Origin of the sequence: Paenibacillus sepulcri (assembly GCF_042647105.1) — a bacterium.
Lineage (GTDB): Bacteria > Bacillota > Bacilli > Paenibacillales > Paenibacillaceae > Paenibacillus_Z > Paenibacillus_Z sepulcri.
In genome coordinates, this window is sequence record NZ_JBHRUP010000001.1 from 5,853,340 (window position 1) to 5,872,044 (window position 18,705).

At 52.4% G+C, this 18,705-nt stretch carries 12 protein-coding genes; 11 read left to right on the top strand and 1 reads right to left on the bottom strand.

All coding sequences use genetic code 11. The annotated features are described in order from the left end of the window. On the top strand, nucleotides 1-2,097 hold the full coding sequence (locus tag ACFOLF_RS25645) for an alpha-glucuronidase family glycosyl hydrolase (protein ID WP_210044086.1): 2,097 nt from the start codon (nucleotides 1-3) through the stop codon (nucleotides 2,095-2,097). Nucleotides 2,098-2,593: 496 nt separating this feature from the next. On the opposite strand, the gene ACFOLF_RS25650 is transcribed toward ACFOLF_RS25645, so the two are convergent. Beyond that, nucleotides 2,594-4,390, bottom strand: coding sequence for a glycoside hydrolase family 36 protein (locus tag ACFOLF_RS25650; RefSeq protein WP_210044087.1), 1,797 nt, complete (start codon nucleotides 4,388-4,390; stop codon nucleotides 2,594-2,596). A 318-nt stretch (nucleotides 4,391-4,708) separates the two neighbouring features. Between ACFOLF_RS25650 and ACFOLF_RS25655 the strand changes: the two genes are divergently transcribed. The 10 genes from ACFOLF_RS25655 to ACFOLF_RS25700 all read left to right on the top strand — a co-directional run bounded on the left by ACFOLF_RS25655 (nucleotide 4,709) and on the right by ACFOLF_RS25700 (nucleotide 18,686). Beyond that, nucleotides 4,709-5,764, top strand: coding sequence for a LacI family DNA-binding transcriptional regulator (locus ACFOLF_RS25655; RefSeq protein ID WP_210044088.1), 1,056 nt, complete (start codon nucleotides 4,709-4,711; stop codon nucleotides 5,762-5,764). A 71-nt stretch (nucleotides 5,765-5,835) separates the two neighbouring features. Further along, on the top strand, nucleotides 5,836-7,128 hold the full coding sequence (locus ACFOLF_RS25660; protein WP_210044089.1) for an ABC transporter substrate-binding protein: 1,293 nt from the start codon (nucleotides 5,836-5,838) through the stop codon (nucleotides 7,126-7,128). 12 nt (nucleotides 7,129-7,140) lie between these two features. Further along, complete coding sequence (locus ACFOLF_RS25665) at nucleotides 7,141-8,199, top strand: carbohydrate ABC transporter permease (protein ID WP_210044090.1); 1,059 nt, start codon at nucleotides 7,141-7,143, stop codon at nucleotides 8,197-8,199. Then, complete coding sequence (locus ACFOLF_RS25670; protein ID WP_210044091.1) at nucleotides 8,177-9,028, top strand: carbohydrate ABC transporter permease; 852 nt, start codon at nucleotides 8,177-8,179, stop codon at nucleotides 9,026-9,028. Before ACFOLF_RS25665 ends, ACFOLF_RS25670 begins: the two co-directional genes overlap by 23 nt. Nucleotides 9,029-9,043: 15 nt before the next feature. Continuing rightward, nucleotides 9,044-10,432 carry an MGH1-like glycoside hydrolase domain-containing protein gene (locus ACFOLF_RS25675; protein WP_210044092.1) on the top strand — a complete coding sequence of 463 codons (1,389 nt, stop codon included), beginning with the start codon at nucleotides 9,044-9,046 and terminating at the stop codon, nucleotides 10,430-10,432. Nucleotides 10,433-10,848: 416 nt separating this feature from the next. Then, on the top strand, nucleotides 10,849-11,742 hold the full coding sequence (locus ACFOLF_RS25680) for an ABC transporter permease (protein ID WP_379113409.1): 894 nt from the start codon (nucleotides 10,849-10,851) through the stop codon (nucleotides 11,740-11,742). 16 nt (nucleotides 11,743-11,758) lie between these two features. Continuing rightward, complete coding sequence (locus ACFOLF_RS25685; RefSeq protein ID WP_210044093.1) at nucleotides 11,759-12,616, top strand: carbohydrate ABC transporter permease; 858 nt, start codon at nucleotides 11,759-11,761, stop codon at nucleotides 12,614-12,616. Between the two features lie 51 nt (nucleotides 12,617-12,667). After that, on the top strand, nucleotides 12,668-14,257 hold the full coding sequence (locus tag ACFOLF_RS25690; RefSeq protein WP_210044094.1) for an extracellular solute-binding protein: 1,590 nt from the start codon (nucleotides 12,668-12,670) through the stop codon (nucleotides 14,255-14,257). Between the two features lie 24 nt (nucleotides 14,258-14,281). Continuing rightward, nucleotides 14,282-17,566: a carbohydrate-binding protein gene (locus ACFOLF_RS25695; protein WP_210044095.1), complete on the top strand. Its 3,285-nt coding sequence runs from the start codon at nucleotides 14,282-14,284 to the stop codon at nucleotides 17,564-17,566. Nucleotides 17,567-17,651: 85 nt separating this feature from the next. Next, nucleotides 17,652-18,686: an S-layer homology domain-containing protein gene (locus ACFOLF_RS25700; RefSeq protein ID WP_379113393.1), complete on the top strand. Its 1,035-nt coding sequence runs from the start codon at nucleotides 17,652-17,654 to the stop codon at nucleotides 18,684-18,686. Nucleotides 18,687-18,705: the final 19 nt, after the last annotated feature.

Consider the following 18,705-nt stretch of genomic DNA (forward strand, 5'->3'; position numbering starts at 1 on the left):
ATGCAAGGGAGAGATGAGGTTTTGACGCAGGAAACAGCTGAAAACGGTTATGCGTGTTGGCTCGGTTATGCGGGAATTGCCGATGAAGCGCTTAGGAGCCAATATGAATCCTGGTGCTCTGAAATTGTGGCAGCCGCGGCAAAGACGGACATCCTGCAGACTGCAGCAGGGGAGCTGTCCGAGGGCATTGCTTCCTTGCTCGGAGTGCGGCCTGTCCAGACAGAATCGGCGCAGCGGAAGCGGTATATCCGGCTGGAAACGTTCGACCGTCCAGGGGATGCCGGCAGCGTTATCGACCCGGCTCATGCAGCCGGCTTGTCGGATGAAGGGTATGTGATCCGCACGGAAGAGGATGCCGGCAGCCAATATATCGTACTGGCAGGGAAAACGGATAAAGGCGTGCTCTATGCCGTCTTTCATCTGCTTCGTCTGATGCAGGACGGGGCGAGTCTGGAGGGGTTGTCCATTGCGGAAAACCCGAAAAACGGGCTGCGGATGATCGATCATTGGGATAATATGGATGGCAGCATCGAACGGGGGTATGCGGGAAAATCAATCTTTTACCGGGACAGCGATATCGCAGCTGACATGGCCCGTATCCGCGATTATGCCCGGCTGCTTGCCTCGGTCGGCCTCAATGCGGTTTCGATCAACAATGTCAATGTCCACCGCGTTGAGACAACCCTCATTACGGATGTGTTTCTGCCAAAAGTGGCGCAGATCGCCGGAGTATTTCGCTCCTACGGCATCAAGCTGTTCCTCAGCATCAACTACGCAAGCCCGATCCAGATTGGCGGCCTCACAACGGCAGACCCGGTCGATCCGGATGTGAAGCGCTGGTGGGCGGAGAAGGCGGCGGAGATTTACCGGTATGTTCCGGATTTCGGAGGATTTCTGGTCAAAGCCGATTCCGAATTCCGTCCTGGTCCGTTCACCTACGGGCGCGATCATGTGGACGGAGCGAATGTGCTGGCGGAAGCGCTGGAGCCGCATGGCGGTCTTGTCATCTGGCGCTGCTTCGTGTACAACTGCCTTCAGGACTGGCGTGACCGCAGCACCGACAGAGCCAAGGCGGCTTACGACCATTTCAAACCGCTGGACGGCAAGTTCCTGGATAATGTAATTTTGCAAATCAAGAACGGCCCGATGGATTTTCAGGTCCGCGAGCCGGTGTCGCCGCTCTTCGGCGCCCTGCCGCATACCAACCAGGTGCTGGAGCTGCAAATCACGCAGGAATATACGGGACAGCAGAAGCATCTGTGCTACCTGGTTCCCCAGTGGAAGGAAATTCTCGACTTTGACACTTATGCCAAAGGCGAAGGCTCAACGATTGCGGAGCTTGCAAGCGGCAGCCTATTCGACAGACCGCTTGGGGGGATGGCAGCCGTATCCAATATTGGCGACGACGCCAACTGGACCGGCCATACTTTGGCGCAGGCCAATCTGTACGGCTTCGGCCGGCTTGCCTGGAACCCGGCGTTATCGTCCGATCAGATTACACGGGAATGGATCAGCCAGACCTTCGGCAGCGATCCTTCCGCCCTGGATACCATATCCCGCATGCTGCTTGACTCATGGGGCATTTATGAGAATTATACAGCGCCGCTCGGCGTAGGCTGGATGGTGAATACGGGCCATCACTACGGTCCTGACGTGGATGGTTATGAATATTCCAAGTGGGGAACTTACCATTTTGCCGATAACTTGGGAATCGGAGTGGATCGAACCTTAAGTACGGGCACGGGTTATACCGCCCAGTACCACCCTCCACATGCGGAACAATACGAAGCTCTTGAGGATTGTCCCGATGAGCTGCTGCTGTTCTTCCATCACGTTCCCTACACGCACAAGCTCAAATCCGGTAAAACCGTGATACAGCATATTTACGACACGCATTTCGAGGGTGTGGAGCAGGCTGAGGGACTCGTGAATGCGTGGGCAACGCTCGAAAACAAAGTGGACAGCGGCCGTTACACGCAGGTGCTGGCACGGTTGACCGACCAAGCTGAGCATGCCAAGGAGTGGCGAGATATTATCAATACGTACTTCCTCCGCAAGTCAGGAATTCCAGACTCAAATAACCGCAAAATCTATTAAAACAAAAAGGCCGGGCATCCAGATGCCCGGTCTTTTTGCTATAAGTCTTTCTTTTTGAGCGATTAACTAAAGCTCTCAAGAACGAAAAAGATTTACGCTGGAAGCGCCAAAATCGCATCTCTGCCCTGCCAACATAGCTGGAATCAGCAATAAACGCATCACTGCCCCGCCAACATTACGCTGGAATCAGCAATAAACGCATCTCTGCCCCGCCAACATTACGCTGGAATCAGCAATAATCGTATCTCTGTCCCGCCAACGTTACGCTGGAATCAGCAATAATCGCATCTCTACCCCGCCAACGTTAGTAAGGGACGAAGTCCACCAGGCAACACGCGGGCGGCGCAAGGAAGTGTGTCCCGCAAGGGACGTAAACGCTCCTACATCAAAAGCCACAAAACCCCGTTCCTCTGCCTCGCCAACGTTATTCACCCGGGAGTCCAGAGGGCCGGCGCCTTCTGGGGTCCCCCTCAGGGGGATTTAGGGGGAGTAGTCCTCAGGGGGATTTAGGGGGGAATGTAAGCACCCTCTGAAAGCTGACAACACCCGCCCTCGGAACGCTCACCTCATGCAGTCCCTTATGCAGATCAAGCTCATAGGATTGGACGATCTGGCCGCGGCAATCTCTGGTCACCACATGGTAAAGCACATGATCAAGACCGCTTCTGACCGCAAGCCGGTCATGATAGGTTCCGTTCACAATAATCAGCCGATCCCATTCGTCATGGACCTCGACCACCATATCGGCGTATACGGCAGTGATCTGACTGCTGCGATCCCGCGCGCTGATAAGCGGATACATGAGCTCAGGCCCTTGGGGCAGCAGCTCGCCCTTCAACAGCAGCTCGCGGTGCTCCTTGCAGAATGCCAGCCAGAACCGGAGCATATCCAGATGGTGGGGTCCGATTTCGTCCAGACGGACGGATATTTGCGGAACCGAGAACAGCACGTTGATCAGCTGCATGGCCGCGCTTTCGACGGGTTCATTGGCATGGAACATAATCATATCGGAATGAACGGCCGTATTTCCCGACAACAAGCGGATATCCATTGTGCGGATACGGTTCTGGATCGAATCATTCGGGCAGTCGTTGGCCCGGAGCATGTTGCCGTATTTTCGCATCAGCGGGCCAATGTAGGTCTGCCGGAATTCGATCAGAATGTCGGGTTTGATCTCTCTCAGCCTGGCCATGACATCCGTGAGCAGCCTGTCCACCGCTTCCGGAACCGAATGATAGTCGCGGCCGTTCCCAAGCTCATCCTTCATATCCGGACTTAATTGAAAGCTGTCGACAAAATCGAGCTTCAAGCCGTCGATATTCCATTCCTTCACAGCCTGTTCATAGATATTGATCAGATATTCCCGGACCTCGGGAAAACGCGGATCCAGCACGCTGGCATTCAGCTTTTCATTAATGCCCAGATATTTTCCCTCAAAACGGCTCCACGTCCTGCTGTTTATCCCAACGAACGGCACCGAATACCACAGCATATAGTTCATGCCCTGTTCGTGAACGGCATCGACATGCTTCCTCATGTCCGGAATTTTCTCCGCACAAACCTCCCAATCGCCGGTATAGGCATAGCCGCGGTTATTATCGTCCGTTTGCCAGCCATCATCCACGATAATACTCTCACAGCCAATCGATCGGGCAAGCTCGGATTGACGTTCCAATTCGGAAGCGCTCAGCTCCTGATGGAAGGAATACCAGGTGGAGTACATGGGCTGCAGAGCGGCCTCGGGCACATTCGCGGGCAGGAATTCAGGGAAAGTCTCCCACCATTTCGATACATCGCGCAGCGTTACATAGTAAGGCAAATCTCTCCGGTCTATCCGAAGCACAGCTTCATAATGGTCGATTTCCGGCATAGGTTCTTCAAACAATGTAATCGAACATAGGAAAGTGGCATCTTCTTCATGAATGCCCGCTTTGATGGCCAGATGATTGAGCGCATCAGAGAAAGCAAAGGTCAGCCTGCTCCTGCCTTCCAGGTTGTACAGACAGGCAGCCGGGGCAAGCGAAGTGTTTTTGGACTGAAATCCCTCTCCCCAATCCACCTGGAATGCTTTATTGCGATCGGTGCCCGGATGCCACAACGAGTGAATATCGATGGCTGGATGGGACCAGCGGATATGATGGATGGGGGGAACCTGCTTCCGGCCGGCAGTCAGCCGGATATGAATCTCGAACACATCTTCTTCTATGGTTTTAACCTCTACAAAGCTTTTGAACGAGCTGATTTCGCTGCTGACGGTTACGACAGGATCATGCTTGTTGATTAAAGATTTCATAATTCCTCCTACTTGTGGGTAAAATCATTCCTGTGCGATGGTGCATTATGATTATAATGTTTACGAAACATATAGTAAACAATATTTTTTTTAATGCAGAAACCAGAATGTTGTTTCAAATATATCTGTCAAAAATTAAAATGAAAGCGTCGACATGATGGTATTGCCAAATAAACATCTGTTTGTTATAGTGAATTCATTCGATAGTTCGCTAATGTTTAGTAAACAAATAATTAATCATTGGCAGCTGTCTGCAAGAACATTACAATAAGCATGGGGGGATGTTTCCCAAATACTTTATTGAAAAGGTGATCTGGTTTGGCAACTATTCGTGATATTGCCCGTGAGGCAGGCGTCTCTCCATCTACAGTTTCGCGCGTACTCAGCGGAGATTCGTCATTATCGGTCCAGGAAGAAACCCGGAGAAAAATTATTTCAACCGCAGAACAATTACAATATAAAAGCGTTCAACGCCGTCAAACGACAAAAGCGGCACAGCTGAAGGATTACAAAATCGGATTGGTTACATTCTGTTCGGAGCAGCTTGAATCGGAGGATCCGTATTATCTGTCCATCCGGCTTCATATCGAGAAGGAATTCAATCAGCAGGGACTTCATATCACTAGAACCATCCGCTGGGTCAACCATGAATCCTATGAGAGCCTGTCGGGACTGGACGGCCTTATCGTGATCGGGAAATTCGAGTTTGATCCTTACAACCTGTTCTTCAGCCGGATTCAAAACGTGGTTTTCGTCGACTATTCTCCGGATGAGAACCGCTTTGATTCTGTCATCGTTGATTTTGAGAAAGTGACGACGACAGCGCTGGATCATTTGATCGGACTCGGGTACACCAAAATCGGCTTGATCAGCTCCAGGGATTTCATTAACCGTTTTGGCTCGAACACGGGCTTCGAATCGGTTGATCAACGGCAGAGCGGTTTCGAAAGCTATATGAAGCAAAAGAAATTATACATGCCCGAACATGTCCATATCGGACATAACTTCTCGATGTCCACCGGCTATCAGTTGATGAAGCAGGCGATAGAGAAGAAGAATTTGCCGCAGGCTTTTCTGATGGGGTCGGATCCTATGGCGATAGCGGCCAGCAGGGCGCTTAAGGAAGCGGGACTGAGGGTGCCTCAGGATATTGCCATTGTCGGCATTGACGATATTGAAATGGCCTCCTACTCGAATCCGCCTCTTACCACGGTCAAAATCTACACCGAACAAATGGGACAGACGGCTGTCAGAATGCTGTTGGAGCGTATCGGAGGAAGGGAAGTGCCGCTTAAGGTCGTGCTGCCGGCAAGACTGATCGTCAGAAGCAGCTGCGGGGCAAACAAAAGCCAATTTTCAGAAACGGTCGGTTAAGGCATTGGCAGAGGGCACCAATGATTCATGCAAGCAACCGGAGATATTATCATTACTAGGGGGAAATACAGATGAAAAAAGGGTTCGCCATCGTTTTGGCACTATGTATCGTAATCAGCTTATCCGCTTGTGGAAGCGGTAACGGAAACAACACCGCAAACGGCAATGCTCCGGCAGGAGAAAATACTGGCAATACCCCATCGGATGCCAATGCGGGAGGCGCCAAGGGCAGTATCACCTTCGCTTTCTGGGGGGCGCAGTCCGAAGCCGATGCCATCAATAATGTCGTCAGCAATTTCGAAGAGAAGAACCCCGATATCAAGGTCGAGAAGCAGTGGATTCAGCGGGATTATCTGACCAAGCTGCAAACGATGATTGCCGGAGGAACGGCGCCTGACGTCATTCTGATCTCAGGAGGCGACCTGCCGGGATTCGCAAACGCTTTCCAGGAAATGCAGGTGGATACTTCCGTATTCAGTTCTCCTTCCCTCGTGGAGTCCATGACTTACGAGGGCAAGGTTTATGCAGCTCCGTTCATTATCAAGCCCAAAGTAATGGCGGTTAATGTGGATCTTTTTGAGAAGAACAACATTCCGCTGCCAAGCAAGACAGAGCCCATGACGACAGATCAGTTCAAGGAGCTCTCCCAGAAACTGACCTCCGGCGAAGGGAAAACCAAGGTATTCGGTTCTGAACCGTTATGGCTGGGGAACTGGATCTATTCGTTCGGCGGCAGCTATTACAGCGAGGATAATACCAAATCGACAATTGATTCTCCGGAATCGATTTCGGCAGCCGAATACATCGTGCAAACCAAACAATCCGGCAATGTACCTAATGATACCGAGAAACAAGGGCAGGATATGATGAACTGGTTCCTGGGCGGAAGAATCGGCATGTATACCGACTTTGGTCCATGGTATTTGCCGCAGATGGCTGCAGTTGAAGGTTTTAATTGGGATATTTATCCAATACCGGGCGGCGGAGGCTCCAAAGAAGTCGATGGGCTGGCTATTGGCAAGACGAGCAAAAACGCTGAAGCGGCTCAGGTCTTCGTTAACTATTTGACGCAGAACGATGAAGCGCAGAAGATTATCGGGGGCAACAAGAACGCGTATGGTATTCCGGTTATTGCATCGGCAACGGCATCTTTCGAATCAATCTACCCGGAGAAGAATTTGAATGCCTTCGTTCAGGCAGCAGAGAAGCAGCACAATCAGGAAGCACAGAAACGTACAAGCGAAATCAATAATGAAATGAAAATGATCGACGACTTGACGCCTATCGGAATAGGCAAGCAGGATGTGAAGGAAGTATTCCCGAAACTGGCTGAGAATATAAACAAGATTTTACAACAAAACTAGCGGGAGCAGGCCATGAATGGAATAATCGAACGGATTTACAACTTCTATGAAACATTGGGGCTGCCGGCAGCTTTGCTGCCGCTTCTCCCTTTTCTTACGATTATTGCGGTTTTGTACGCCGTGATCATTATTATCGCCAGAATTCTGGTCAGGAAAAAAGTCATCCATAATAAAACAGCGAGCTTCTATTTGTTTGTCTCGATTTGGATTATCGGATTTTTGCTGTTTACATTAGGCCCTATGATATTCTCGTTCTATATCAGCTTCACCAAATGGGAAGTTGTCAGCTCGCCCCAGTGGACCGGCCTTGACAACTACCGAATGCTGTTTAAAGACACGATGTTCTACAAGGCGCTGAGCGTTACGTTTTACTACACGCTGGTAAGCGTACCCCTTCAGGTAGCGTTATCCTTTGCCATTGCCATGCTGATGAATTTGAAGCTGCGCGGCATTTATCTTTTCCGCACCATCTATTATCTGCCTACCTTGATTCAGGGTGTCGCGCAGATGGTGCTGTTTATCTGGATATTCAATCCGAACGTCGGTTTGATGAACTCCATACTTGGTTTATTCGGCATTACGGGCCCCGGCTGGTTCTCCAGTCCGAATTGGTCGATGCCTGCGGTCATCATCATGAGCCTGTGGACGGTCGGCGGCAACATGATCATCTATTTGGCCGGATTATCGGATATCCCCAAATCCCTGTACGAGCAGGCGGAGATCGACGGCGCCACGACCATGCGTAAGGTATGGCATGTGACGCTGCCGCAAATTTCCCCGATTCTGTTCTTTAACACGGTGACCAGCATGATCGGGGCTTTCCAGACCTTTACGCAGGGCTTCATGATCAGCGGGGGACCGGATAATTCCTTATTGTTCTATGCCTATTACCTCTATCAGAATGCCTTCATGTGGTTCAAAATGGGTTATGGCTCTGCGCTCGCCTGGGTGCTTTTTGTCATTATTCTGCTGTTTACCGCACTTGTTTTCCGGAGCAGCGCGATATGGGTCTATTACGAGACGGAGCAAAATGGAGGGAGGAAGCGTCGTGTCCGCAGAAAAACGTCATAAATCAGCCGGGAAGCCAATCAAATGGTTAGCGTATCTGGTTCTCATCATTGGCAGTGTTGCCTTCCTGTATCCCTTCGTCTGGATGATTGGCGCATCCTTGCGGAGTCTGGAAGAGATCGCTTCCTCCGGCATGAATGTATGGCCCGAAAGCTGGCGCTGGGATAATTATGCGAAGGCGCTGACGGCTTTTCCGTTCGGCCGTTACTTATTCAATACGCTGCTTACGACGGTCTTTCCTATTATCGGAACCGTGCTTTCCTGTTCCATTGTCGGCTATGCCTTCGCACGGCTGAAGGTGAGAGGAAGCGGGATCCTGTTCATTCTGGTCCTGTCCACCATGCTGCTGCCGGGCGAAGTAACCATGATTCCGCAATTTATTTTATTCAAACAGCTTGGCATGCTGGATACGCTGTATCCGTTAATCGTGCCATCATTTTTTGGCTCCGCCTTCTTTATCTTCCTGTTCCGCCAGTTTTATTCCCGGCTGCCTGTCGGCCTGGAGGAAGCGGCCATCATCGACGGGTGCGGCTATTTCAAAATTTGGCGGACGATCTTCCTGCCCCTGTCCAAACCGGCGCTCATCGGCGTAGCCGTTATGGTATTCATGGGGTCCTGGAACAACTTTATGGGGCCGCTGATCTATATCAACAGCGACAAATGGAAGACACTTACCCTCGGTTTGGCAGGATTCCAGGGAACCTATGCCACCGATACGAATTTACTGATGGCTGCGGCGATCGTCATTACACTGCCGTGTATCATTTTGTTCTTTGCCGCCCAGAAGGCGTTTATGGAAGGACTCACATTTTCAGGATCAAAAGAAAGCTAAAGAGAACGTATTGGAGTGGTGAAATTGACAAACTGGAATCAAATTCAATTCAAAGCTGGCGCAGTTACCTTCCAGTCATCAGATTCGCATCTGAATGACGGATTTAAATGGGCCAGGCAGCAGGCCATGGCATACGCCCATTCCGGCGGAGATCCGGTAGGCTTGTGGTATGAGGCGGCTCTGCCGAACAGGCAGGCATTTTGCATGCGCGATGTGGCGCATCACAGCATTGGAGCCGCTGTACTTGGCTTAAATTTGCATACGAAAAACATGTTTATGCGCTTTGCCGAGAATATAGCGGAGTCCCGGGACTGGTGCACCTATTGGGAGATAACCAAGGATAATGTGCCCGCTGAAGTAGATTATGAGAATGACCAGGACTTCTGGTATAATCTTCCTGCCAATTTCGACATTATCGAGGCAAGCTACCGTCAGTATTTGTGGACAGGCGATCAGGATTACCGGAATGATGCCATCATGCTTGATTTTTATCGCTTAACGGTAGAGAACTTTGTACAGACCTGGGACAAAGACGGAGACGGGATATTGGAGTACTATCCCGAATACGGCCGCAGAGGCCTGGCAACCTACAATGAAGCTGGCCTGCAGCCTTTGGCCGGCGGCGACATGATCGCCTTGCAGGCTGCCGGGTACCGAGCTTATGCGCGTCTGCTCGAACTTGAAGGCCGGCTTGAGGAATCCGCAGCCTATGCCGGAAAAGCCGGGGAGCTGGAGCAGCGCTACGACCAGGAATGGTGGAATGCAGACAAGGGACGTTTCTTCGGCGCCATGCTGCAGAATCGGACTTTCCTGGAAGCGTATAATGCTGAAGGCAATTTTTTGCCGCTATATTTTGGAGTCATCAAGGACAAGAGCAAATTGGAGAAAGCGCTTGAGGATTTGAAAAGGAACCGTGTGGCGAATGTGGAAGGAAAGACGTATCTCCCTGACGTTTTTTACCGGTATGGCCTTAACGAGGAGGCCTTGCAAGAATTGAAGGAGCTGGTTGATCCGTCATTGGAGCGCAGGGATTATCCTGAAGTATCCTACTGCGTGGTCGGTTCCATGGCAAGCGGACTCATGGGAATTTCGGCAGACGGCCAGTCGGCCATTACCACAATGTCCAGGCTGAGCAGCGGGCTTGAATGGGCGGAGCTGGGGAGCATTCCTATTTTGAACCGCACCCTTACGGTCCGGCATAACGGCATCGAAGAAACCACTGTCACCCTGCAGGAAGGGGAGCCCCTCCTCTGGAAGGCAGTTTTCCATACAAATTCCGGGACCATGCTGCATAACGGCAGTCCGGTTCAAGCAGCAACAGAACGGTCTGACGGCGGAGACGAGTACCGCTATCTTATGATTCAGGTGGCAGAAGGCGAGACTCACCGGGTCTCGTTGGGCTAAAAGCATCCAGCTGATTTCTCCTTCTTGATGGAAGAACCCGGAGGTTGAAAAAAACGCAGGGGCCAAGAGAGCTGCAGTAATCAATTGACGCGGACATTAGATTAATATGAACACGAACAAAGAAGGCAGCCGATTCCCGGCTGCCTTCTTTGTTATGCCCCATAATGCTTGTGCAGCGCGCTTTTCTACCCGTTTCTGCCTCTTTTACGAAAACAGTATCCTGCCGGAAATTTGTATGTTTGCCCGATTATCCTCCTTTTATGAAATGTGTATCTGATCGGAATCATGTCTGTAGATGCAAGCGGGCCAAAGCCGATACAATGACGAGGTGAAAATGACAGTCGACAAGAGGTGATCGTTTGGAGAAGGGACTTGCAATAAGAAAGGGCGGGACGCCAATTGGCAGCCGGTCTTCCATGTCCATCAGAATGTGGAAGGCCAGATGGTTTTATCTGTTTATGCTGCCGGGAATTATTTATTTTCTCATCTTTAAGATTTGGCCGATGTGGGGCGTCTTAATGGCCTTTCAGAACTATCAGCCGTCCCTGGGAATGTTCAGCAGCGATTGGGTGGGATTCAAGCATTTTGACCGGCTGTTTCATACACCGGAATTCTGGACGCTGTTCAGAAATACCTTCATGCTCGCCTTCTACAGTCTGGTGATCTACTTTCCGATTACGATCGTGCTGGCGGTTCTCTTGAATGAGGTGCGCCATGAAATGTTCAAGCGTTATGTGCAGACGCTGGTCTATGTTCCCCACTTCCTGTCCTGGGTGGTCGTCGCGGGAATTACCTTCCTGCTGCTAGGCTCCGAGGGCTTGATCAACAAATGGAATGAGGCCATCGGCTCAGGGCGCGTCGATTTCTTGTACAGTCCGGATTGGTTCCGTCCGCTCATTATGCTTCAAATTATATGGAAAGACGCCGGATGGGGCACTATTATTTTTCTTGCCGCACTGGCGGGGGTCAATGTGCAGCTGTATGAAGCGGCACGGATCGACGGAGCTTCCAGGCTGCGGATGATCTGGCATATTACGCTGCCGTCGATCCGAAGCGTAATCGTTATTCTATTGATCCTGCGGCTGGGCCACTTTCTCGACCTCGGGTTCGAGCAGATCTACCTGATGTTGAATGCCATCAACCGGGGAGTGGGCGAGGTATTCGATACGTATGTCTACCGCGTCGGTATTCAGCAGGGGCAGTTCAGCTACAGCGCGGCCGTCGGATTGTTCAAATCGGTGATCGGCCTGGTGCTGGTCTGGCTCGCGAATCGCTTGGCCAAGAAATTCGGCGAAGAAGGAATCTATTAAAAAAGGAGGTGCGGGCATGGTTTACGACAGGACGCTTGCGAATCGCCTGGGTGATATTCTGATCTACGTTTTCCTTGGCGCCGTATCAGTGCTGACCGTCCTCCCGTTCTTGTATGTACTGAGCAACTCTTTCTCTACAACGGAGGATATTTTCCCGCGGGAATGGACGCTGGATGCGTACCGGTACATATTCTCAACGGACAAATTCGTGCGCAGCCTCGGGGTCAGCGTCTACATTACGGCGCTCGGCTCCCTGCTCAGCCTGCTGTTCACATCCCTGATGGCTTACGGCCTTTCGGGCAAGAACATACCGGGTAAAAAAGCGGTGCTCATGATGGTGCTGTTCACGATTCTGTTCAGCGGCGGCATGATCCCGACCTATTTCGTCGTCCGCAATCTCGGGATGATCGACACGTATTGGGCGCTTATGATTCCGGGGCTGATGAGCGGATTTTATCTGCTCGTGATGAAGGAGTTTTTCCAGAATGTGCCTGAGGAGATGAAGGAAGCGGCGCAAATTGACGGCTGTCACGAGCTGTCCGTGTTCTTCCGGATCATCCTGCCGTTGTCCCTGCCTGCTATGGCGGCGTTCGGGATGTTCTACGCAGTCGGTCTATGGAATCAATACTTCAGCGCCATTCTTTATATCAACGACAATGAGAAATGGCCGGTGCAGGTGCTGCTCCAGCAGATTGTCGTGCAGGCATCGGGAAGCATCGGCGACTCCTCCCAAATGGGGGAGAACATGACCTTCTACGGACAATCGGTCCGGATGGCGGTTGTTATCGTGTCCACGATTCCGATCCTGCTTGTGTATCCGTTTTTGCAAAAGCATTTTGCCAAAGGCGTTCTTCTGGGCTCGGTGAAAGGCTGACCGGCCTTGAATTCTCCATAAAAAAATCAGCATTAACAGGAGGTCGTAAAGATGGTTAACAGAAGAAGATGGGCAGCGGGGGCATTATCCGTACTGCTCGCAGTCATGCTTGTCGTGACCGGATGCAGTTCGAATTCAGGGGGCGGCAATAATCCCGCACCGCAGCAGCCGGCAGACACGGCGAACAATGAAACGGCAAACAATGAACCGGCGGCGGCAGAGCCGGAGCCCGCTGATCCCGAGCCTTTTGCAATCAAGATGGCGGTGAATTTCGACGGAAAAGACGTTCCGCAGGCCGGAAATCCCGTGCAGCAGGCCATCGAAAGCTATACTCATACCCAATTGGAGATCGATCATTTCCCCGGAAATTCCTATCAGGATAAGCTCTCTGTCATGATCGCTTCAGGCGACCTGCCCCAGGTCATTGCAAGCTACGGCGCGCCGAAGCAATCGTACCTGCTCTCCGCGTTTCAAAATGATGTGTTTTGGGATATTTCTCCCTTCATCAAGGATTTTCCTAATCTATCCAGTCTGAATCAGGCCATCTACGATAATGTCGCATTCCAGGGAAAAGTATTCGGGCTTCCGAGGGAACGCCCGCTGGCCCGCGACGCTTTCATCTACAGGGTGGACTGGTTGAAGAATGTCGGCCTGCAGGAGCCGCAAACTGTTGAAGAGTTTCATCAGTTGCTTAAGGCGTTCAAGGATCAGGACCCGGACAAAAACGGGAAAAACGACACTTACGGCATGACGATGGGCGCATTGGGCGGCTCGGGACCTGCTCCATCCACATTCGGGGTATTCTTCGGAGCGCCGAACGTATGGGATGTTCAGGAAGGCAAATTTACCCGTGATGTATTTACACCGGAATATTTGGAAGGTCTGAAATTCCAGAAGCAGTTATTCGATGAAGGTCTGATCCATCCCGATTTCGCCATCATGGACCGTCCCAAAGTGGAAGGCGAATTCGAGAACAGCAAGGCCGGCGTCATCGCCAATTCCACTAATGTGGCGCTGTCTTATGAAGCCCGTATTCAACAGCACATTCCCGATGCGACAGTCGACTTCTTCAGCATTCTGAGCACGGACAAAGGCAAACGGATTGCGGCGGCTCTTGGCTCGAACGGCATTCTGATGTTCCCGAAATCTAGCGTGAAGACGGAAGATGATCTGAAGAAAATTCTGAAATTCTTCGACCAGCTGGCCGATCAGGAAATGGCGGATCTGCTGGAATGGGGAATTGAAGGAACGCATTATACCATGAAGGACGGCAAACCGGAAATTATCGACCAGGAGAAGTTTGACAACGAAGTCGGCTTCCCTTACAAATGGCCGCTTCGCGCCGTCTCGCTGGACGCGATCAAAATGCAGGGCAATGTGAATCCGCTGGTTACCAAAGAGCTTCAGGTTACAACGGAGAACCAGAATCATCTGGTGAACAATCCGGCTAATCCGTTCATCTCCCAAACGCAGGTGGAGCGCGGAGCCGAGCTTGAGCTGATCATCACGGATGCAAATACCAAATTCATCATGGGCGTGATGGACGAAGCGAAATGGAAAAGCGAGATGGACCGCTGGCTTTCAAGCGGCGGGGATCAAATAGCGAAGGAATATGAAGAGCAGTGGGCTGCCGCCCAATAGAAGCCAGAGGGAGTGACGTTCTTCATGATAACGAGGAATGCGGTCAAATTCTTAAGTTTATGCCTTTGTCTTTCTTTGGTCGTCAGCGGATGGGTGCTGCCGGAAGCAAAAGCGGCGGTCCCTGTCAGCAAGGTAACCTGGAACACGGAGCTGCAAAAGGTTGACGGCTTTGGCGGCTCCGGGGCCTTCCACAAGGCCGGCTCGATCATGCGGCTTCAGGAGCCTCTGCGGACGCAAATACTGGATATGATATTCTCCCGCGAAAGCGGCATCGGCATCAGCATCGTCCGCAACATGATGGGGGACGGCGGCACATGGGGCAGCAAAGAGTACGATGGGCCGACAGAAACGATCGAACCGGAGAAGGGCGTATTTGTCTGGGACGATCCCCAGTGGGCAACGAAAAAGGCTGACTTCGACAAATATCAAATCTGGTTCATGAATGAAGCCAAGAAGCGTGGCGTCACGACGTTTATGACCTCTTCCTGGAGCCCGCCGGCCTGGATGAAAACGAACAACAGCGTCCTGGGTACGGGCAACGGCAAATTGAAGAAGGAGAATTATCAGGACTATGCCGATTATTTGGCCGAATATGTTCTGGGCTACAAGAAGCATTTCGATCTGGATATCTCTTATATATCGCTGGCCAACGAGCCGAATATAGGCCCAGCCTATTCCGGCACGGTATGGACGGCCGATGAGATGAATGTCTTTATCCGCGATTATCTGGGACCGACCTTCGCTGCAAGAAAGGTGCCGGCCAAGATCGTTATGCCCGAGCATGTGAACTTCACCGAAGCTTATGCGCTTCCTGCGCTTAACGATCCCGTGACGGTCAATTATGTGGATGTCGTAGCTACACATGCTTATGGCATCGGCACGAATGTTCCCGAATTTCCGGTATCCAGGGAGAAAGGCAAGCCGATTTGGCAGACCGAGTATATGAATCAGGGAACGGGACTGCAAACCTTCGAGAACAACACCATTACCGATGCGCTGCGGTACGCAAACCTGATTGGCAATATGTTCGACAACACCGGCATCAGCGCTTACTTCTGGTGGTGGCCGGCCGCCAACAACGGAGCCGACGGCTCCGATCTGATCCGTCTGAGCAATGACGGCAGCAATCAGGCGCTCGCGCCGACGGAGAACGGCCAGTACCGGGTGTTCAAGCGATACTATTCTTTCGGCAACTACAGCCGGTTCATCCGTCCGGGTTATGTAATGATTGGCGCCGACAAGAATCCTGTGGACGAGGTTATGGTTACGGCCTATAAGGATCCGCAGACGGGGAATTTCTCTATCGTTGCGGTCAATAACGATTCCGGGCCGCAAACCATTACCTTTGATCTGCAGGACTTCCCGGGGGGAGTGGACGCAGTCGTTCCGTACCGCACCTCTCCCAATGAGAATTTGAAGAAGCTGGGCGATATCGCGGTTTCCGGCCAATCGTTCACGATGGAGCTCAAGGGCTCCAGTGTGACGACCTTTATACCAAAGAAATACGAGCTTCCTGCGCTTCCCGAACAGAAGGATGTCTTCTCGACTTATGAGGCAGAGGAAAATGACGGCCAGTCTCCGGGCGTGAAGGCGACAGTCGGCAGCGGCGGCGGTCAGGCAGTGACCGGTCTTAGCAATGGCGATTACATCAAATACGCGAATGTCAACTTTGCGGACGGCTCCGCAAACGGCGAAGCGAACAAGCGGTATGTGCTGAGCATGAATGCCCGTGTAGCCGCCCAGGGCGGGGGCAAAATTGAGATCAGGCTCGATGATCCGGCTTCCGGCAAGGTGGTCGGTACCCTGAATGTTCCTCCGCTGAACGATCCCGGCCGATGGCTGACGGTCTCTACGATGATCGATACCAATTCGGCCGATGGCGCCTACGGCTTCCACGATATGTATGTGGTGTTCACCGGCGGGCGGGACGGCAAGATGTTCAACGTCGATTCCTTTGCCTTCAACGACGGCAATCTGGCACCGGCGATCGGGGACAATCTGCTGGCCAATCCGGGCTTCGAAAGCGGTTCCTCAGCCTCTCCCTGGATTAGAAGCCATGGCGGCGGCAGCGATGGGACGGTCAATACAGTAACAACTTCCGTTTACAGCGGCTCGCGCGCAGGCCGGCTGCTGAACCGGCAGTCCGCAGACCCGACAGTGGGCATCGGACAGTCTATTCTGAACAAGCTTTATGATCAATTGAAATATGAGGTTACGGGATATTTCTATCCGTACAACAGCGGCTTCGAGCATGATACGGCGAGCATCTATCTGCGTGTGACCAGCGCCAGCAAAGGAATCTATACCGTTCCAGTCGCGCAGCAGGAATTGACAGCTTCAGCCTGGACGGCAGTCAAGGGACAGTTCACCTTCGAGGATCCGGGTGATGTGAGCGCGCTTCAGCTGGTGTATACGACAACGAGCTCCACAACTAATTTCTACCTGGACGATACCGGGCTGAAGGAGCTTGCAAGTCAGGCGAACGCGGTTACGCTTTATGGTGCCGATGCGGTTTCGGCTGGCGAATCCTTCGTTTTGACCTATGCTCTGGATGGTTCCCAGGGGGAAATAGCAGCTCAGGATATTACCGTGTCCTACGATCCGCAGAAGCTGGAGCTTGCTGATAATCCCTTAACGCCTGCCGATGATGAATTTATTGTGGCGGATTACAAGCAGATTCCGGGCCAAATCCGCATCCTCGCCATCCATCTGGGCGGGCTGCAGGCCAATCCTGACGGCGATCTCCTGAAGCTCCACTTCAAATCGCGGCCGGACGCGCAGGCGGGAACCACCGATGTCACCATCTCCAACCTGGTCGTTGCGAGCAGCGCGGGTGTCGAGAAGCAGCTTGAAGGCACGTCGCACAGCGTGCAGATCAATGTTATCGACAAGCAGGCTCTGACCGTGCAGATCGAAGCGGCGCAGGAAGCGTACGATGCGGCAGTGGAAGGCAGCCAAGTCGGACAATATCCGGCCGGCTCCAGAGCAGTACTGCTTGCTGCGATCAACAGCGCACAGGCCGTACACGACAGCCAGTCCTCCGCGCAGGCGCAAATCGAGCAAGCTGCAGCGGAGCTTCATACGGCGCTGCAGACCTTCCTTGCCTCTGTAATCGTGTCGGTGGGCGGCGATTACAACCATGACAACAAAGTAAGCGTCGGCGACCTGGCGCTTATGGTCAAAGCGTACGGATCAGTCTCTACCGATCCGGATTGGAATGATCTGAAGCAGTTCGACCTGAACAACGACAATGTTATCGATATTCAGGATCTTGTAACCGTTGCAAGACTTATTATCAACTGGCAATAGATACTGGAATGAACCGATTGCTTTGGGAGGAAGACATGGGATTCACGTCTTCCTCCCCCCCATTGATGGGAAGGGATGGATATGCATGTTGAGACGCAAATTTACCGCACTGGGCTTATGCTTGCTGCTTGGCCTTTCATTATTCCCTTATGCTGCAATGGGAGCGGACACGCCGCATTTTTCATTATCGGCAAACAATGAGGCTCCCGCTGTAGGTCAGGACATCCGCGTGACGGTCCAAGGGGAACAGCTGACTGATTTATATGGCTATGAATTGCGTATGAGCTATGATGCGGAGCATCTGCGCTTCAAGAGCGCTTCATCACACTGGACTGGACTTACCGTACCCGCGATGGACAAGGACGGGGAGATCGTCTTTGCGCATACGAAGCTTGGCAAGACTGCGGGGGAGAATGGCAAGGCTGCGATTGCGACCTTGTCCTTTGAGAGCATTGCCGCAGGTGAGACGGCTGTTGTGCTGACGAGGGTCAAGCTCGTCGACAGCCAGGTTGAGGCGGTGACGCTGACGCCGGATGTTGAGCTGAAGCTTGATATCGCTTCGGCGGAGAATGCCGTCACATACAGCGATCTGGATGGCCACTGGGCGAAGGCGGCGGTCGAGCGGGCGGCGGCACTCGGTATTGTGAAGGGCTATGAGGACGGCACCTTCCGTCCGAATGGCAAGGTTACCCGCGCCGAATTTGCCGCGATGCTGGTGCGCGCGGTTCAGCTGCCCGCGTCGGGAGACGGCGTGACGCTGAACTTCTCCGATCTGGACCGGATTCCCGAGTGGGCGAGGCCGTTTGTGTCGGAGGCGGCAGGGTCGGGCATCATCGTCGGGTATGCGGACCACACCTTCCGTTCCGCCAATTCCATTACCCGTGCTGAAATGGCGGTCATGATCGCCCGGGCTGCAGGGCTGAATATGGAAGCGGAGGGGAAATCCAAATTTGCCGATGCCGGCACCATTCCATCCTGGGCACATCCTGCCATCGCGGCAGCGGCGGAAGCCGGACTTGTAAACGGGAAGGGAAACAACCGCTTTGATCCTGCTGGTACGGCAACCCGTGCGGAAGCCGTGACTTTGATTATGGCTTTGCTGGACTACCGGGCGGATTAAGGCGTGAAGCTGCACCTGC